Source organism: Puniceibacterium antarcticum (genome assembly GCF_002760615.1).
Lineage (GTDB): Bacteria > Pseudomonadota > Alphaproteobacteria > Rhodobacterales > Rhodobacteraceae > Puniceibacterium > Puniceibacterium antarcticum.
On the sequence record NZ_AWWI01000186.1, the window covers coordinates 36,799 to 52,729 of the forward strand.

The 15,931-nt window shown below is 58.1% G+C and carries 15 protein-coding genes and 1 tRNA gene; 8 read left to right on the top strand and 8 right to left on the bottom strand.

What is annotated here, in order from left to right; translation table 11 throughout:
- Window positions 1-42: 42 nt before the first annotated feature.
- The 3 genes from P775_RS26915 to P775_RS26925 form a co-directional block, all read right to left on the bottom strand.
- Complete coding sequence (locus P775_RS26915; protein ID WP_099913876.1) at window positions 43-792, bottom strand: lysozyme family protein; 750 nt, start codon at window positions 790-792, stop codon at window positions 43-45.
- 159 nt (window positions 793-951) lie between these two features.
- Window positions 952-2,286, bottom strand: coding sequence for a trigger factor (gene tig, locus P775_RS26920; protein WP_099913924.1), 1,335 nt, complete (start codon window positions 2,284-2,286; stop codon window positions 952-954).
- 669 nt (window positions 2,287-2,955) lie between these two features.
- Window positions 2,956-3,039, bottom strand: a tRNA-Leu gene (locus P775_RS26925).
- A 202-nt stretch (window positions 3,040-3,241) separates the two neighbouring features.
- Between P775_RS26925 and P775_RS26930 the strand changes: the two genes are divergently transcribed.
- The 3 genes from P775_RS26930 (at window position 3,242) to rocF (ending at window position 5,333) form a co-directional block, all read left to right on the top strand.
- Window positions 3,242-3,820: a YqaA family protein gene (locus P775_RS26930; protein ID WP_099913877.1), complete on the top strand. Its 579-nt coding sequence runs from the start codon at window positions 3,242-3,244 to the stop codon at window positions 3,818-3,820.
- Entirely contained in the window at window positions 3,817-4,278 is a 462-nt protein-coding gene (locus P775_RS26935) for a disulfide bond formation protein B (protein WP_099913878.1), read from the top strand. Before P775_RS26930 ends, P775_RS26935 begins: the two co-directional genes overlap by 4 nt.
- A gap of 131 nt (window positions 4,279-4,409) precedes the next feature.
- The gene (gene rocF, locus P775_RS26940; protein WP_099913879.1) at window positions 4,410-5,333 is read left to right on the top strand and encodes an arginase; all 924 of its coding nucleotides are present in this window, start codon (window positions 4,410-4,412) and stop codon (window positions 5,331-5,333) included.
- 94 nt (window positions 5,334-5,427) lie between these two features.
- Here the strand turns inward: rocF and P775_RS26945 are convergent, their stop codons facing one another.
- From P775_RS26945 to P775_RS26955, 3 genes are read right to left on the bottom strand one after another with little or no spacing between them, the layout of a single operon-like run.
- Window positions 5,428-5,949 (bottom strand): gamma carbonic anhydrase family protein, encoded by a 522-nt coding sequence (locus tag P775_RS26945; RefSeq protein WP_099913880.1) that lies wholly within the window; start codon window positions 5,947-5,949, stop codon window positions 5,428-5,430.
- Window positions 5,946-6,590 carry a guanylate kinase gene (gmk, locus tag P775_RS26950; protein ID WP_099913881.1) on the bottom strand — a complete coding sequence of 215 codons (645 nt, stop codon included), beginning with the start codon at window positions 6,588-6,590 and terminating at the stop codon, window positions 5,946-5,948. The genes P775_RS26945 and gmk overlap by 4 nt, the downstream gene beginning before the upstream one ends.
- 3 nt (window positions 6,591-6,593) lie before the next feature.
- Window positions 6,594-7,472, bottom strand: a complete 879-nt coding sequence (locus tag P775_RS26955; RefSeq protein ID WP_245875882.1) for a YicC/YloC family endoribonuclease — start codon at window positions 7,470-7,472, stop codon at window positions 6,594-6,596.
- A 303-nt stretch (window positions 7,473-7,775) separates the two neighbouring features.
- On the opposite strand from P775_RS26955, the gene P775_RS26960 reads away from it, so the two are divergent.
- Entirely contained in the window at window positions 7,776-8,411 is a 636-nt protein-coding gene (locus tag P775_RS26960) for a PAS domain-containing protein (protein WP_245875883.1), read from the top strand.
- Between the two features lie 70 nt (window positions 8,412-8,481).
- Here the strand turns inward: P775_RS26960 and P775_RS26965 are convergent, their stop codons facing one another.
- Window positions 8,482-9,390, bottom strand: coding sequence for a UTP--glucose-1-phosphate uridylyltransferase (locus tag P775_RS26965; protein ID WP_099913884.1), 909 nt, complete (start codon window positions 9,388-9,390; stop codon window positions 8,482-8,484).
- 561 nt (window positions 9,391-9,951) lie between these two features.
- On the opposite strand from P775_RS26965, the gene P775_RS26970 reads away from it, so the two are divergent.
- From P775_RS26970 to ggpS, 3 genes are read left to right on the top strand one after another with little or no spacing between them, the layout of a single operon-like run.
- Window positions 9,952-11,001, top strand: coding sequence for an NAD(P)H-dependent glycerol-3-phosphate dehydrogenase (locus tag P775_RS26970; protein WP_245875890.1), 1,050 nt, complete (start codon window positions 9,952-9,954; stop codon window positions 10,999-11,001).
- Window positions 10,998-11,777 carry an HAD-IIB family hydrolase gene (locus tag P775_RS26975; RefSeq protein ID WP_099913886.1) on the top strand — a complete coding sequence of 260 codons (780 nt, stop codon included), beginning with the start codon at window positions 10,998-11,000 and terminating at the stop codon, window positions 11,775-11,777. Before P775_RS26970 ends, P775_RS26975 begins: the two co-directional genes overlap by 4 nt.
- A 1-nt stretch (window position 11,778) precedes the next feature.
- Window positions 11,779-13,293, top strand: a complete 1,515-nt coding sequence (gene ggpS / locus P775_RS26980; protein ID WP_099913887.1) for a glucosylglycerol-phosphate synthase — start codon at window positions 11,779-11,781, stop codon at window positions 13,291-13,293.
- A gap of 78 nt (window positions 13,294-13,371) precedes the next feature.
- Here ggpS and P775_RS26985 read toward each other — a convergent pair whose 3' ends face one another.
- On the bottom strand, window positions 13,372-14,739 hold the full coding sequence (locus P775_RS26985; protein ID WP_099913888.1) for a class II 3-deoxy-7-phosphoheptulonate synthase: 1,368 nt from the start codon (window positions 14,737-14,739) through the stop codon (window positions 13,372-13,374).
- Window positions 14,740-14,913: 174 nt separating this feature from the next.
- Here P775_RS26985 and P775_RS26990 point away from each other — a divergent pair, with 174 nt between their 5' ends.
- Complete coding sequence (locus tag P775_RS26990; RefSeq protein ID WP_099913889.1) at window positions 14,914-15,915, top strand: GlxA family transcriptional regulator; 1,002 nt, start codon at window positions 14,914-14,916, stop codon at window positions 15,913-15,915.
- The last annotated feature ends 16 nt before the right edge of the window (window positions 15,916-15,931 follow it).

Genomic DNA, 15,931 nt, shown 5'->3' on the forward strand with positions numbered 1-15,931 from the left:
GGTCGATGTCCTGACGGCGCTTCCCTGCCCGCTCAGCAACGTTCAGCCCGGGAAAATGCTCGCTATTTCCTTGTCGAACCGATCCCATGTCATCGTTGCGCGATTTCCAGCAAAGCCATCATAATGGGATCTGCCAGATGACGTCGGCAGTCCCGCCCAGATCTTCGCCAGATTGTTCATGAAGGCCTGCTGGCCGATCTGTCCTGCGTGAAAGTCGTTTAACCCCGCTTCGACCAGCAACACATCCGCCAGCTGGTCCTGCAGCTGGGGTGAAAAGAACTGACCCACATCGGTACCGGTCTTGGCCACCACACGTTTGAGCGTTTCGGGAATGAACTGATAGCGCCCGATGGCATGCGGCTGCCCCGGGGTGTCTGCAATCCAGCGGTAGATTTCGATAAGCGTCATGTTTGTCGGCCGTTTGGCTGGCTTTTGCACGGCACCATACTGAACCGCGTCATACCCCAGAGACCCGGCTTCTGCATAGCCGATCAAATGGCGGATCCGCTCGGCTGCAGTGGCGTTCGGACCCCATGCGAACGGTGAATCGGATGCCAGGTAGCGTTGCGGCCAGGGAGCAAACAGACTGCTGCCTTCCTGTCCGGCAAACAGGCTGGCCACGCGACGCGGCACCTCCTGTGGATCAGCCCGGGCGGTCTGCGGGATAAAGGCCCGACGATTCTGAAGGAAGCCACTCCCACCAAAAAGCGTTGCAGAGTCGGCCAGTGCTGAAGTGGGAAGCCAAAGCGAACCCATCATCGTCATGGCAAGAGCGTATCGTTTGCAGATCATCCATACCTCTTCCGGGACAGCGGGTTTGGTTGGACTGTGATCCTTTGCCATTGAAATTTCGTTTCAGTTTGCCCAGATTTTGCCATTTTCAATCGGACGGTTCAAAAACGAAAAAGGCCGCCCAGAGGGCGGCCCTTTGTAAAACGATGATGCGATAAATTACGCTTCGTCTTCCAGCGCCTCAACAGCTTTCTGGAGTTCTTCTTTCGAGACTTCTTTCTCGGTCACCTGAGCTTGAGCGACGATGTGGTCAATGACCTTATCCTCGAAGATCGGCGCGCGCAGCTGCTGCTGCATCTGCTGGTTCTGACGCACAAAGTCAAAGAACTGACGTTCTTGACCCGGGTACTGACGTGCCTGGCTCATGATCGCCTGTGTCATCTCGGCATCGGACACTTCCACCTTGGCCTGTTGACCCAACTCGGCCAGCAGCAGACCCAGACGCACGCGGCGTACGGCAAGGGACTTGTGCTCATCGCTTGGCTCAACTTCGCCGTGATCGTGGCCGTGATCGTCCGGGTGCTCTTCATGATAGAGCTGGTGCGCAATCTGCTTGGCTTCGGCCTCGACAAGGCTCGGCGGTAGGTCAAAGCTGACAAGACCATCCAACGAATCGAGCAGGGAACGCTTCATAACCTGACGCGCCGCGCCAGCATATTCCGCCTCTAGGCGCTCTGAAATCTGGGACTTGAGCGCGGCGATATCTTCTGCGCCGAACTTCTTTGCCAGCTCATCGTCGATTTCTGCGGCAACCGGCTTTTTCACGGCCTTGATCTTGCAATCAAAGGTCGCAGCCTTGCCCGCGAGATTCGGCGCGCCGTATTCCTCGGGGAAAGAGACATCGACAGCCTTTTCCTCGCCTGCGGTCACACCGACGAGCTGCTCTTCAAAGCCTGGGATGAACGAGCCGGAGCCGAGGACCAGCGGATAATCTTCGGCCGAACCGCCGTCAAATGCTTCGCCGTCAACCTTTCCGAGGAAATCAAAAGTGACCTGATCACCGTCTTCAGCCTTGGCACCCTCTTCGCGGTCAGCAAAATCCTGTGCCGTCTCGGCCAGATTTGCCAGCGCTTCGTCAACCGAGGCATCATCCGCCTTGGCGACAAGTTTTTCAACCGAAACGACGGACAGGTCCAGCTCGGGAATGGTCGGCAGAGCCTCATAGGACATCTCGACCTTGACGTCATCGCCCTCTTTCCAGTCATCGTTGCTCATCTTCACCTCAGGCTGCATCGCGGGACGCTCGCCAGTGGTTTCAAAATGCTCGCTCATGGCGCCGTCGATGCTTTCCTGCATCGCTTCGCCCAAAAGGCGCTGACCGTACTGCTTGCGTAGAAGCGGCATCGGCACCTTGCCTTTGCGGAAACCCTTCATCTCGATGTCCGGCTGCGCTTCGGACAGCTTTTCCACAACCTTCGCGTCCAGCTCTGCGGCTGTCACGGTGATCGCGTAGCCGCGCTTCAGACCTTCGTTCAGCGTCTCGGTGACCTGCATGCAATACCCCATAGTTCAGTCCGGAGCCATTGCCCCGATATGTTCCGAATTCGGGGTCTTCTATGCGTCGCAGCCCAAGCGTGCAAGGCGTATTCGTGTGATACCCGGGCGGCCCTTGCCCAAATTCTTTTCCCAGATCTGTTTGGAATAGTGCTGCACAGGCTGGTTCCCGCTTGGAAGCATCGGTGCAAATCCCTGCCAACGGCGGTTTGATAGACAGCACCTATTCCGCAAAGGTGCGCAGGATCGGGGTCAAGTTTGTGAAGTGCTTGCCAAAGAGAGTCTGATGTTCAGCGTTCAAAGTCGGTTAGAGATGCAATACCATTAACAGGCCTTAAGATATCACGGTTGAGGCATTGGGCTGGGACAATCTCTTGCGCCATTGATATCCATGATGATGCCGTAGTGGCCCATGCTGATCGATCTGCCAGAATGAACAGTGCCGCTATCACTATCAGAATGAGCTTCATCGCCTTCCCCGCACGCTGAACTGTGTGAATGACAAATCTGCGCCAGTTTCGGTAAATAAATCTTAAACTCGATACAATTGATTGGCCTGGCGCCAGATGCCTCGACACGCCAAGAGAAGGTACGATTGAGGTCAGCCTAGCGTAGCCCTAAAGAGGACTTTCCCGCCGGAACGCTATTAAGTGGCAGGCAGGGTAAATCTGGTGCGGGTGGCCGGACTCGAACCGGCACTCCGTGAGGAAAGGGTGTTTGAGACCCTCGCGTCTACCATTCCGCCACACCCGCACGGGAATCCGTTTATGTCCCTACAGGCAGACCGTCAAGCAGGTTAAGTGCGACAGGTTTTCGACCACCAGGACAAACCTGCGTCTAACTGTCAGCGCGCAGCCTCACCTAATCGCTGCCCGCGCAATTCATGAGGTCCGCCAAGGCTTGACCACCCGCGTCCCCCGTGCTCTGAGGCAGAAGAAACCTGAACGAGGGCCAGATGCTGCACCGCCTTTACTCCCGCATGCTGTCATTGGCTGACCACCCACAGGCCCTCTGGGTGCTTGCCTTTGTGGCCTTTGTGGAAAGCTCGGTCTTTCCGATTCCCCCTGATGTGCTGATGATCCCGATGATTATCGCCCGGCCCAGCCGTGCCTGGCTGATTGCGGGGGTTGCGATGGTCGCCTCTGTGTTGGGCGGGATGCTGGGCTATGCAATCGGCTATTTCTTTTATGAACAGATCGGCGCGCCCATCCTGCAATCGCTGGGCAAAGGGGATGCGATGGAAACTTTCAGTACAAAGTTCAACGACTTCGGTTTCTGGGCCGTGCTGGTTGCGGGAATAACGCCCTTTCCCTACAAGGTGATCACCATCATGTCGGGCTGGACTGCGATGCCGCTGGGCACGTTCATCGTCACCTCGATCATCGCGCGGGGCGTACGGTTCTTCATTGTAGCGGGCCTGCTGCGGGTCTTTGGCGCCCCGGCACGGGCTTTCATAGAGAAACGGCTTGGCCTTGTCTTTACCGCCTTCATCGTGCTGCTGGTGGGCAGCTTCTATCTGGTGCGATACCTATGAGCAGAAATTTGCTGGTTTTCATTGCTGCTGCCGGTTCTGCTGCCCTTCTGATTGGCGCCCTAGGGTTTCAGTACATCGGCGGGATGCCACCATGCCACCTCTGCTACCTGCAGCGATATCCGCATATGGTTGCGGTGGTGATAGGCGTTGTTGCCTTGTTCTTGAGCAGCCGGTTGCTGCCGATTTTCGGTGCTCTGGCGGCCCTTACATCCGCGAACATCGGCGTTTATCACACCGGGGTCGAGCGGGGTTGGTGGGAAGGTCCGACAACCTGCACATCGGGTGCGATCGACGGTTTGTCCGCCGATGCCCTGCTGCAGCAAATTATGGCGGCACCGATGGTGCGCTGCGATGATGTCGCCTGGCAGATGTTGGGCCTCTCGATGGCCAGCTGGAACGCGATCGCCTCGCTTGTGCTTGCGCTGATCTGGATCACTGCGGCGCGCCGCAAGGCGTGATCTCGTACTGGCATGAAGAGGCTGCACAAGAAATATCAGCATTCTCTGCCAAACTCGCACTTTAACGGCCAGCCTGTTAGAACCGTTTGAAAGCAACCAGCCAAAAGGCCTATTTCCTACAGGAGTCCACCATGCAAAACAAACGCATCCTTCTCGTCGGTGCCCCGGTGGACAGCGGAAAGATACGCCTTGGATGCCTCATGGGGCCGGATGCATACCGCACAGCACGACTGGGCAGTGCATTGCAAGATATTGGACATGATGTGACCGATCTGGGAAATGTCGCACCCGACCGCTCGGATGTGGCGCCACGCGCCGGTCTGAACTCTCTGCCAGAAACCATCGGATGGACCACGGCGCTCAGCCGCGCAGCGCGCGAAGCGATCGCGAAGGGGCTGCCGATTTTCTTGGGCGGCGATCATTCATTGTCTCTTGGCACGGTGCATGGGGTCGCTGCCCATGCCGCCGCACAAGGAAAGCCACAATTCGTGCTTTGGCTCGATGCCCACAGCGATTTCCATACGCTTGAGACAACGGACTCCGGAAATCTGCACGGCACACCGCTGGGCTATCTGACCGGTCGCACCGGATTTGACGGCTTCCCCGCCGTGCCACACCCCATCCCCGAAGAGAACGTCTGTATCATAGGCCTTCGCTCTGTCGACACAGCGGAACGCAAGATGCTGGAAGCGACGACAATCCGTCGTCATGACATGCGCGACATCGACGAGAACGGCATCGCCAAGCCGCTAGGCGCCTTTCTGGAACTGGTAGCGCAAGCCGACGGCGCGCTGCATGTCTCGCTCGACGTCGATTTCCTTGATCCTTCCGTCGCACCCGCAGTCGGCACCACCGTTCCCGGAGGCGCCACGGTACGAGAGGCGCATCTTGTCATGGAAATGCTGCACGACAGCGGCCTCATGACATCAATGGACCTGGTCGAGCTGAATCCGATGTTGGACGAGCGGGGCCGCACAGCACAGCTGATGGTCGACCTTGCCGCATCTGCACTGGGACGTCGCGTCTTTGATCGCCCCACCCCGCGCGGCCTCTGAGCTCCATCTTCGTCTGTCCCCAAATATCCGACGAGGAGTCTGCAGGACAGGGGAAGCGCCCCCTGCAGCCTCTCTTATCGCGCAGGAAAATGAATCAAAGTACCTGCAAACCATCGCGGAACAGCCGCATATTCGCCTGATAGCTGCGCGCGGACTTGCGTAGCCCTTCAATTGCTGCCGCGTCCAGCATCCGGACCACCTTGCCCGGAACACCCATGACAAGCGATCCATCGGGGATCTCCTTGCCCTCTGTGATCAGCGCACCAGCGCCGATCAGGCAGTTCTTGCCGATCTTTGCACCGTTCAGAATGGTTGCCCCCATCCCGATCAGGGAATTCTCGCCGATCACACAGCCATGAAGCATGACCTTGTGGCCGATGGTACAGCCTGCGCCGATCACCAGCGGATAACCCATGTCGGTATGGCAGACGACATTTTCCTGCACATTGCTGCCTGCACCCACGCGGATTTCTTCGTTGTCACCGCGCAAGGTGCTGCCGAACCAGACAGAGGCCCCCGGTTCCAACACCACGCGACCAATCACATTCGCATCGGGTGCGATCCAGCAATCTTCGGCAATATCGGGCCCCTGCCCGTCAAGGCTGTAGAGTGTCATATCTGTCCTTCTTCGAATTCGTCCTGAAGCTTGCGCACATGCGCGTTCAGCCCAGGCTGCTGGCTGCGGCGCAGACGCGCTGCGGTAACGATACTCTTAAGATGCGCCTCGGTCGTGTCGAGATCATCGTTCACCAGCACAAAGTCATAGCCGTCCCAGTGGCTGATCTCGTCCCAGCTTTTCTGCATGCGCTTGGCAATGGTTTCCTCCGTATCCTGCCCGCGTGCCATCAGCCGCCGACGCAGTTCGAGTATCGAGGGAGGCAGCAGAAAAATTGACAGTGTGTGCAGACCCAGATCCGAATTGCGGATCTGCTGCGCGCCCTGCCAATCGATGTCGAACAGCACATCCTGGCCGGACTGAATCGCATCGCGGACCGGTTCCTTTGGCGAGCCGTAGAAATTTCCAAAGACATGCGCGTGTTCCAGCATTCCGCCGGTCGACACCTGTTTTTTAAAGGCAAGATCGGTCAGGAAATGGTAGTCTTCGCCATCCACCTCTCCGGATCGAGGTGCACGGGTCGTCGCCGATACGGAAAAGACGATTCTTTCGTCCCAGGCCCTAAGCCGACGCGCAAGCGTCGATTTTCCCGCCCCGGAGGGCGAAGAGAGGATGATCAGAAGGCCGCGCCTGTCGCTCATGTCTTACTCCACATTCTGCGCCTGTTCGCGCATCTGCTCGATTACTGTCTTGAGGTCGAGACCCACCCGAGTCAGCGCCGCCGATTGCGCCTTGGAGCACAGGGTGTTGGCCTCCCGGTTGAATTCCTGCATTAGAAAATCGAGTTTTCGCCCAATTGCTCCGGGCTGCCTCAGAAGATCGCGCGCCGCCAGTACATGGGCGCGAAGGCGGTCCAGCTCTTCGGTCACATCCGCCTTGACGGCAATCAGCGCCAGTTCCTGCGCCACCCTTTGGGGATCAACGCCATCCGTATTGTCCATCACGCGAGCCAGCGCTGCGCGAAGCCTTGCCGCCTGTTCATCGCGACGCATTTCAGCCTGCTCTGCGGCGACTTTAGTCAAGGCCTCTATCTCGTCCACCTGCGCGGACAGGATCGCCTGAAGGGCATCCCCTTCGGCTCCGCGCATCGCGGTGAACTCGGCGAGAACGTGACTGAATTCCGACAAAAGTTGGGCACAGAGCGCCTTGCTGTCTCCCTGCGTTGCTCCGCTGTTAAGAATTCCGCGCAGCCCGACGATCTGGGCGGCGGTTGAGGGAGCCAGGGACAGCCCCTTGTTCATGGCCTGCGTTTCGATCAAGGTCATCGCTTCCAGAACCAAGGCAAGATGAGCTTCTGACAACTGCACTGCTCCCTCCTCCTCGGTGCCCTGCAGGCGCAGCGAAATCGTGACATTGCCGCGGGCAAGAACTTTGGACGCGATGCCCTTGAGACCAGCCTCAAGCCCGTCTATCCAATCCGGCACGCGGATCCGTAAATCCAGCCCCTTGCCATTCACACCACGCATATCCCAGGACCAGTTAAGACCGCCAAGCCCACCAGCTGCCCCTGCAAATCCTGTCATTGACTGCCGCATGACCACCTCCGAGGTTTCCCCTAGACAACAGCCGTCCTCAAGGCAAGTCCCCGTCCCAGCGCACGAAGGCAGGTCATAGGCATTAACCATTTGGCTCAAATTAAGGCGATTTAGAGGCGGGAGTGGAGTATTAACGTTTCATCAAGGTTTATGAAGGCACTTAGTTAAAAAACCGCTAAAAAGCGGGAGTGCCTGATCCGACTCAGGAGCGGGAAGATGTTTGGTTTCGGAAGAGACGATCAAAACGTGGTGTCGATGATCACCCGGGAAAATGAACGCCGCAACGCCCCGTTGCGCGAGGTCGAAAATTACTGGCAGGCCCTGCGTAGCGCGGACAAAGTGCCTGCGCGCAGCCAGATTGATCCGCGTGGTATGGAAGGCGCGCTTGAATATGCCTTCCTGGCTGAGCGCATTGCGCCGGGCATGGCAAAGATCCGTGTCGCCGGATCGCATCTTTCGGACCTGATGGGCATGGAAGTATCCGGTATGCCACTCAGCAGCCTGTTTGCGCCCAGCGCGCGTGAGGCCCTAGCGCGCGACATCGCGCGCGTCTTTGCGGAACCGGCGATCTTGCGCGCCTATCTACGTGGCGAAGAAGGCTTCGGCAAACCTGAGATCAGCGGACAACTGCTGATACTGCCGCTGCGGTCGGATATGGGGGATATCACCCGGGCTCTGGGGTGTCTGATCACGCGTGGACGCGTTGGCCGCGCGCCTCGGCGCTTTTTAATTGGAAGTTCCGAAGTCACACCAGTCTTCCACAAGGCTGCGATCATTCCCGAAAAACAACCCGAAACGGCAACAGAGACCCAGAAAAAGCCTGCTTTGATCCCTGTTAGTGAACTGCACGCGCCCAAAGCGCCTAAAGTCGTGAGCGGTCACATTTCAAAGCGCTCACATTTGCGCATCGTTGTATCAAACGACTGAACTCAACTGCAGCTCAAAAAAAGGCCGCTGTGAATATCCACAGCGGCCTTTCCACATGAGATAAGCGATTTTACTCAGCAGCAAACAGGCTAGCTTTGTGTTCGCTGAGCACTTCGCGGAATTCGGGCGATGCGCCTGCATACGCAAGAATCGCGCGCAGCATCCCTTCCTTGGAACCGCAATCATACCGCTGACCGCTGAAGCGGAAACCAGACAATCCCACGCGCGGAGTTGCTCGGGAAATGGCGTCTGTCAGCTGAATCTCACCACCCGCACCAGGTTCTTGATCGCGCAGATCATCAAAGATCGAACCGTCTAGCACGTAGCGCCCGACAACAGCCTGACGTGACGGAGCATCGGCAGGTTCCGGCTTTTCGACCATCCCATCGGCCCAGAGGACATTTTCATCACGACCCGTCACTGACAGAATGCCGTAACTTTTCACCGCATCCTGCTCGACCTGCATTGTTGCGACCATGTGGCCAGCGCCACCTTTTTGATAGGCTTCGATCATCTCGGAAAGGCAGCCGATCTCACCGAGGATCAGATCGTCGGGAAGCACCACAGCAACCGGGCCCGGCAGTGCATCATCGGCGGCACAGAGCACAGCGTGGCCAAGTCCAAGAGGCTCGTCCTGCATTACAAACCGCACATCAATCTGCTTTGTGTCCAGCGCGCTGTCCTTCAAACGCTGGGCCAGCTCATGTTTGCCCTTGGCACAAAGTTGTGCGTCCAGATCCGCGTCATGAGTCACATACCGTTCGATGGCGGACTTCGTAGGATGGCTGACAAAGATCATGCGTTCGATCCCTGCGGCGCGCGCCTCGTCGATGGCGAACTGGATAAGCGGACGGTCCAGCACCGGCAAAAGCTCCTTCGGTGTCGCCTTGGTCGCAGGAAGAAAGCGGGTCCCCAAGCCAGCGACAGGAAAGATCGCAGTGCGTACACTCAGAGGTGTTGCAGTTTCTTTCGGTTCCATTTGATCGCGTCTCCTGGTCAGAGGTTCAAATTGCAGTGATCGCTGCAGCGCAGCATATTCGGCCAACTTATTCAAGCAAGCGGTTGAGTCAAAAAGTCTAAGTCTGGGCTACAACGCGCAAAAATGTGCAGGGTTCCTTGTCACTCACGCTATGGTTTAATTTCAGTACCTTGCGTCGATTTCAGTTTTGCGACAGTTTTCGCGAAGCACCCGAAATTCCGATCATGCCCGTCCGATACAGAGGTCATGTTTGTGGTTGAAATTGCCCTACCCCGACTGTTGCCGCCTATAATCTGCGCAGGCTGCGGCCAAAACTGTATAAAATTAAGTCAATCTTGGCTTCACATCGGATGACAGGCAAAAGGTGCCCGTGTCATGCTAGACAGGCTTGCAGGCACTCCTAGCTCTCTTGATGAGATCAACAGAGCGGTGCCAGACTTAGAGCCACAGATCAGAAACAAAATGGACGGAGACAGTTTGGAGAATTCATTCACTCGGACAAACAATGCGAGTTCGGGACGTGTGCATGCCCACCCATATGGACAGATCACCGTGCTTGGCATGGGCAGCTGGGGCACGGCACTGGCCATGGTTGCCGCTACTGCGGGACGTGACGTGCGGCTCTGGGGGCGACGCAACCAGTTGAGCGAAGCGGTCAACGCCACGCGAATCAACGCGGAATACCTGCCCGACGTGCCTCTGCATGACAGGATCATGGTAACCAGCGATCTGGCCAAGGCGCTGGAGGGATCCGAGGCCGTGCTGATCGTGACACCATCGCTCACTTTGCGCCAAGTCTGTGCGTCGATCCGCCCACATCTGCCCAAGGGCATCCCGCTTGCGCTATGCTGCAAAGGTATTGAGAGGGGCACAGGCTTTCTTTTGTCGCATCTGGTGTCCGAAGAGCTGCCGGGTCATCCGGTCGGTGCCCTCTCGGGGCCAACCTTTGCCAAAGAAACCGCGCTCGGTCATCCCACAGCGGCCACAATCGCCTTTCCTTTCAGCTATCAGGACCGGCTCGACCCGGCCAAAAGTCCCGCGGCGCGTCTTGCCGTTTCAATGTCCTCCGCCGCGTTCCGCCCTTATGTTTCAGATGACCTCGTGGGCGTTGAAATCGGAGGTGCGGTCAAGAACGTCATTGCCATCGCCTGCGGGATGATGACCGGCGCCGGTTTCGCCGAGAACACCCGCGCCGCGCTGATCACCAGAGGCATCGACGAGATGAAGTTCCTGGCCGAAGCGCTTGGCGGCAGGCGCGAAACAGTGACCGGCCTTTCCGGTGCGGGTGACCTGACGCTGACCTGTTCGAGCATGACCTCACGCAACATGTCGCTGGGCGTCCAGCTGGGCAAGGGCATACCACGCAGCGAATGCTTTGATGGCCGAGATGTGGTGGTCGAGGGCGAAGTGAACGCCGTTTCCGTCGTCGACCTCGCCCATCGCATCCGTGTCAGCATGCCGATCTGCGAGGCAGTGCATTCCATCCTCTATGAAGGCGCCGATCTGGGCAAAGCCTTTTCCGACCTCTGGGCTCGGCCCATCGAATCAGAACCTCGGGCGCTGGATATAGAACTGGCGCATCCGACAACATTATTGCGAGAGACCCTATGACCCTGCACACCCCAGTGACCGCTGTTCCGATCAACGCCCGCAAATTCGTTCTGGCGACAGATCTGGACGGGACTTTTCTTGGTGGGTCTGACGCTGACCGCAAGACACTTTATGACTGGATCGAGGCGAACCGCGACACGATCGGCCTGATCTTTGTCACCGGACGTGACCCCAAGTTCATCGGCGAGCTGTGCGATGGTGGGGTGCCATGGCCCGAATATGTGATTGGCGACGTGGGTACCACCATCGCCAAGGTGAACAACCGGGTGATCGACCCTATCATACCCTTGGAAGAGGACATCGCCAGCCGCTGGGGTGACGCCGGTGCATCCGTGCGCGCAGCGCTTGAGGGGCACCCGGGCCTGTCATTGCAGCCCACGGAATTCCGCTATCGGGTAAGCTATGACCTGCATCCCGACGACTTTGATCCCGCAGCGCATGACATCGTGCAGCAATTGGGGTATGATACGCTTGTGTCGGACAACAAATACTTTGACGTCCTGCCCCGCGGTGTCAGCAAGGGGCCATCGCTGAAACGGCTGGTGGCGCATCTGGGTATCGACCCTAAAACGGTGCTGGCTGCGGGCGATACAATGAACGATCTGTCTATGTTGCAATGCGGCCTTCCGGCTGTTGCAGTCGGCGGATCGGAACCGGATCTCCTCTCACGCGTTAGGGATCTGGAGCAGGTCCACAAAGCGACCGCCATTGGCGCCGCCGGTATTCTTGAGGCGGTGTCCGTGCGAAATCTACACGCGACACCGAAAGGAGACTGATATGCCCAGCGATCTCGTGATCGTCTATCACCGTCAACCTTATGAGGAGGTGGAAGAAAACGGCAAAATCGTCTTCAAAGAGAACAAAAGCCCAAATGGAATTGTTCCAACGCTCAAAAGTTTTTTCGGCGCAGTCGACAATGCCGCTTGGGTCGCCTGGAAGCAGGCCGAAGACACTTCGAACCCCGGGTTTGAACGTGTCATCGAAATCGAGGACAGCTTTGGCAAATACACCGTGTCCCGCCTACCCCTGACGGAGGCGCAGGTCAAAAGCTTTTACCACGTCACGTCGAAAGAGGCGTTTTGGCCGATCCTGCACGGGTTCAAGGAAAAGTATAACTATGACCCCGTTGACTGGCCCACCTTCCGCGAAGTGAACTGGGCCTTTGCAGAGGCCGCCGCCGCCGAGGCCAAACCAGGTGCTTCGGTCTGGGTGCATGACTACAACCTCTGGCTCGTGCCCGGGTATCTGCGCCAGTTGCGCCCAGACGTGCGGATTTCTTTCTTTCACCACACGCCTTTCCCGTCGGCAGATATGTTCAACGTGCTGCCTTGGCGCGGAGAGATCATCGACAGCCTGCTGGCCTGTGACGTGGTTGGATTCCACATCCCGCGCTATGCCGCGAACTTTGTCTCTGTCGTGCGATCCCTGCGCGACGTCGGTTCAGTGCCGCGAATCAAGGTCGACCCGGATTTCATCTCGGAAGGCTCTGCGCTAAGTGACCGGACGGTGCCAACGTCGATCCACCTCGAAGACAGCAACAACCATATCGTGCAGCTTGGCACGACGCCGGTTGGCGTAAACACCAGCTATATCAACGAAGTGGCAGGACGGCAGGACACTGCAGACCGTGCCCGTGGCATCAAGGAAGAGTTGGGAAACGCACAACTGATCCTGTCCGTGGGGCGGACAGACTATACCAAAGGTGGTGCGGATCAGTTGCTGGCGTTCGAACGCCTGCTGCAACGCCGCCCTGATCTGGTGGGCAATGTGCGCCTGCTGCACGTCTCGGTCAGTGCAAACCGCAACATGAGCGTCTACCGAGAGATTCAGGAAGAGATCGAACAGATCGCAGGGCGGATCAACGGCAGATTCGGGTCTTTCACCTCAACCCCAGTCACTTTGATTTCGCGTGCGATCCCATTTGAGACTCTGGTCGCCTATTACCGTGCGGCTGATGTCGCCTGGATCACGCCGCTTGCGGACGGGATGAATCTGGTTGCGAAGGAATTTGCTGCCTCGCGTACAGATGGGGATGGCGTTCTGATCCTGTCCGAATTCGCCGGCGCCGCGATCGAGCTGAGCTCGGCTGTTCTGACCAACCCCTATTCCAACCGCTCAATGGACCACGCCATCGAAATGGCGCTGGAAATGCCCGATGAAGAGCGGCACATCCGGATGAAGGAATTGCGCCGGATGGTTGCTAAATACGACACGGAAGCCTGGGCGCGCGCGCAGTTGATACTGCTTTCCCCCGAGGTGTTCGACAAGGACAAGGATACGGCTGCCGCCTGATCTATCCAGAGAACATTGAAGACATGAAAAAACCGGCCCTCTTTCGGGGCCGGTTTTATTTTGTGCTCTTGTGGGGGTTCAACCGTTGGCGGCTGCAGCATCCGTGCGGCGAGCAGTAAGCTCCTCGGCGACGAGGAAGGCAAGTTCAAGCGACTGCGACGCGTTCAGGCGCGGATCGCAGGCGGTGTGATAGCGGTCGCTCAGATCCTCATCCGTCACGGCGCGCACGCCGCCGGTACATTCGGTGACGTCATCACCGGTCATCTCGAAATGCACGCCACCCGGGATGGTGCCTTCGCCATTGTGAACGGCAAAGAATTCACGCACCTCGCGCAGGACAAGATCGAACGGCCGTGTCTTGTAGCCGGACGAACTTTTGATCGTGTTGCCATGCATCGGATCGCAGACCCAGGTGACATTGGCCCCCTCTTCGCGCACCGCCTTGATCAGACGCGGCAGGTTTTCTGCCACCTTGCCCGCACCGAAACGCGCGATCAGGGTCAGCTTGCCCGCCTCGTTCGTCGGATTCAGCCGGTTCATCAGAACCTTGAGATCTTCTGCCGTGGTGGTCGGGCCGCATTTCAGACCAACAGGGTTCAGTACGCCACGGGCAAATTCCACATGCGCGCCATCCGGCTGACGTGTGCGATCCCCGATCCAGATCATATGGCCTGACCCCGCCAGCCATTTGCCAGAGGTTGAATCCATACGGCACAGCGCCTCTTCATACTCCAGCAGCAGCGATTCATGGCTGGTGTAGAAATCAACTGTGCGCAGGTTGTGGTTCGTTTCGGATTCCAGACCCGCCGCCCGCATGAAGTCGAGCGCATCCGAAATCCGGTTCGCCATATCGCGATACTTGGCCGCCTTTTCGCCCTCGGTAAAGCCGAGAGTCCAGGAATGCACCTCGTTGATATCGGCATAGCCACCGGTCGAAAACGCGCGCAGCAGGTTTAGCGTTGCCGCCGCCTGAGTGTAGGCCTGCAGCATCTTCTTGGGGTCGGGAATGCGTTCCTTGGCGGAAAATCCCAGCTCGTTGATGATATCGCCGCGGTAGCTGGGCAGTTCTACGCCATTCACAACCTCGGTTGGGGCCGAACGCGGCTTTGCGAACTGACCCGCCATGCGACCCACCTTGACCACCGGCACCTTGGCGCCAAAGGTAAGCACCATTGCCATCTGCAGCATCACCTTGAAGGTGTCGCGGATGCCATTGGCGCTGAACTGTTCAAAGGACTCGGCGCAATCGCCACCCTGCAAGAGGAACGCCTCGCCACGCGACGCCGCGCCGAGGGCCTTCTTGAGCTTGCGCGCCTCACCTGCAAACACCAGCGGCGGATACTTGGCCAGCTGCGCCTCTACGGCATGCAGGGCGTCGGAATCCGTATAGTCGGGCATCTGCACCCGAGGCTTGTTGCGCCAGCTCGTCTTTTGCCACTCGGTCATCTGGTGTCTCCGGTCAGTAAGAGGTCGTAAACTTTGCACAGCGCTCTATACAAAAGCAAAGCCCTGCTGGCTATACGTGAAATAAACGACATCCCTTGACGCTTGTGAACCATTCTGTCCATTTGGATCAAAATCACACGACGCGTCAAAGTCGTCGGAACAGGGAGCGCGGCCATGGATGCCCAGCGTCAGATCATCGAGGTCGAAGCCAGCGGAAAGCCAAGTCGCTTTATCTTTGTCCTGCTGCCCCGCTTTACGTTGCTGTGCTTTGCCGCTGCGGTAGACGCCTTGCGGATCGCCAATCGCATGGCGAACAAGACACTTTACACTTGGACGGTGACCGGCGAAGGCGGCGACACGATCAGCTGTTCCGCGGGCACCGCTTTCAAGCTGGAATGCGATCTGCCGGAACTGAGCCGCGACGACACGGTGCTTGTATGCGGCGGGCTTGATGTACAGGCGGCGACCACCAAGAAACTGCTGAACTGGCTGCGACGGGAATCGCGACGTGGGCTCAAGGTGGGCGGGCTGTGCACGGCCAGCTATGCCATGGCGCGCGCCGGGCTGCTGGATGGCAAGAAGGCGACGATCCACTGGGAAAACCAAGACAGCTTTGCCGAGGATTTCGAAGAGGTGCATCTGACCAAGTCGGTCTTTGTCGTCGATGGCAACCGGATGAGCACTGCGGGGGGCACGTCCTCCATCGATCTTATGCTCAAAATGATTGCGGATGACCATGGCGAAGAGCTGGCGAATGCCGTCGCGGACCAGTTGATCTATTCCTCGATCCGCACGGATCAGGACACCCAGCGCCTGTCGGTACCGACCCGGATCGGCGTGCGACACCCCAAGCTGAGCATGGTGATCCAGATGATGGAAAGCCATATCGAAGAACCGATCAGCCCGGCGCTTCTGGCAACGGACGTCGGCTTGTCCACCCGTCAGCTGGAGCGGCTGTTTCGCCGCTACCTCAACCGCAGCCCCAAGAGATATTACATGGAACTGCGCCTGCAGAAGGCGCGCAACCTGCTGATGCAGACAGACATGAGCGTGATCAATGTCGCCCTTGCCTGTGGTTTTGCCAGCCCGTCGCATTTTTCCAAATGCTACCGCGCCCATTACGAAACCACCCCCTATCGCGAACGCGGATCCCATGCGGCGCGGGTGCCGGTCTGACGGGACCTGACGGCAT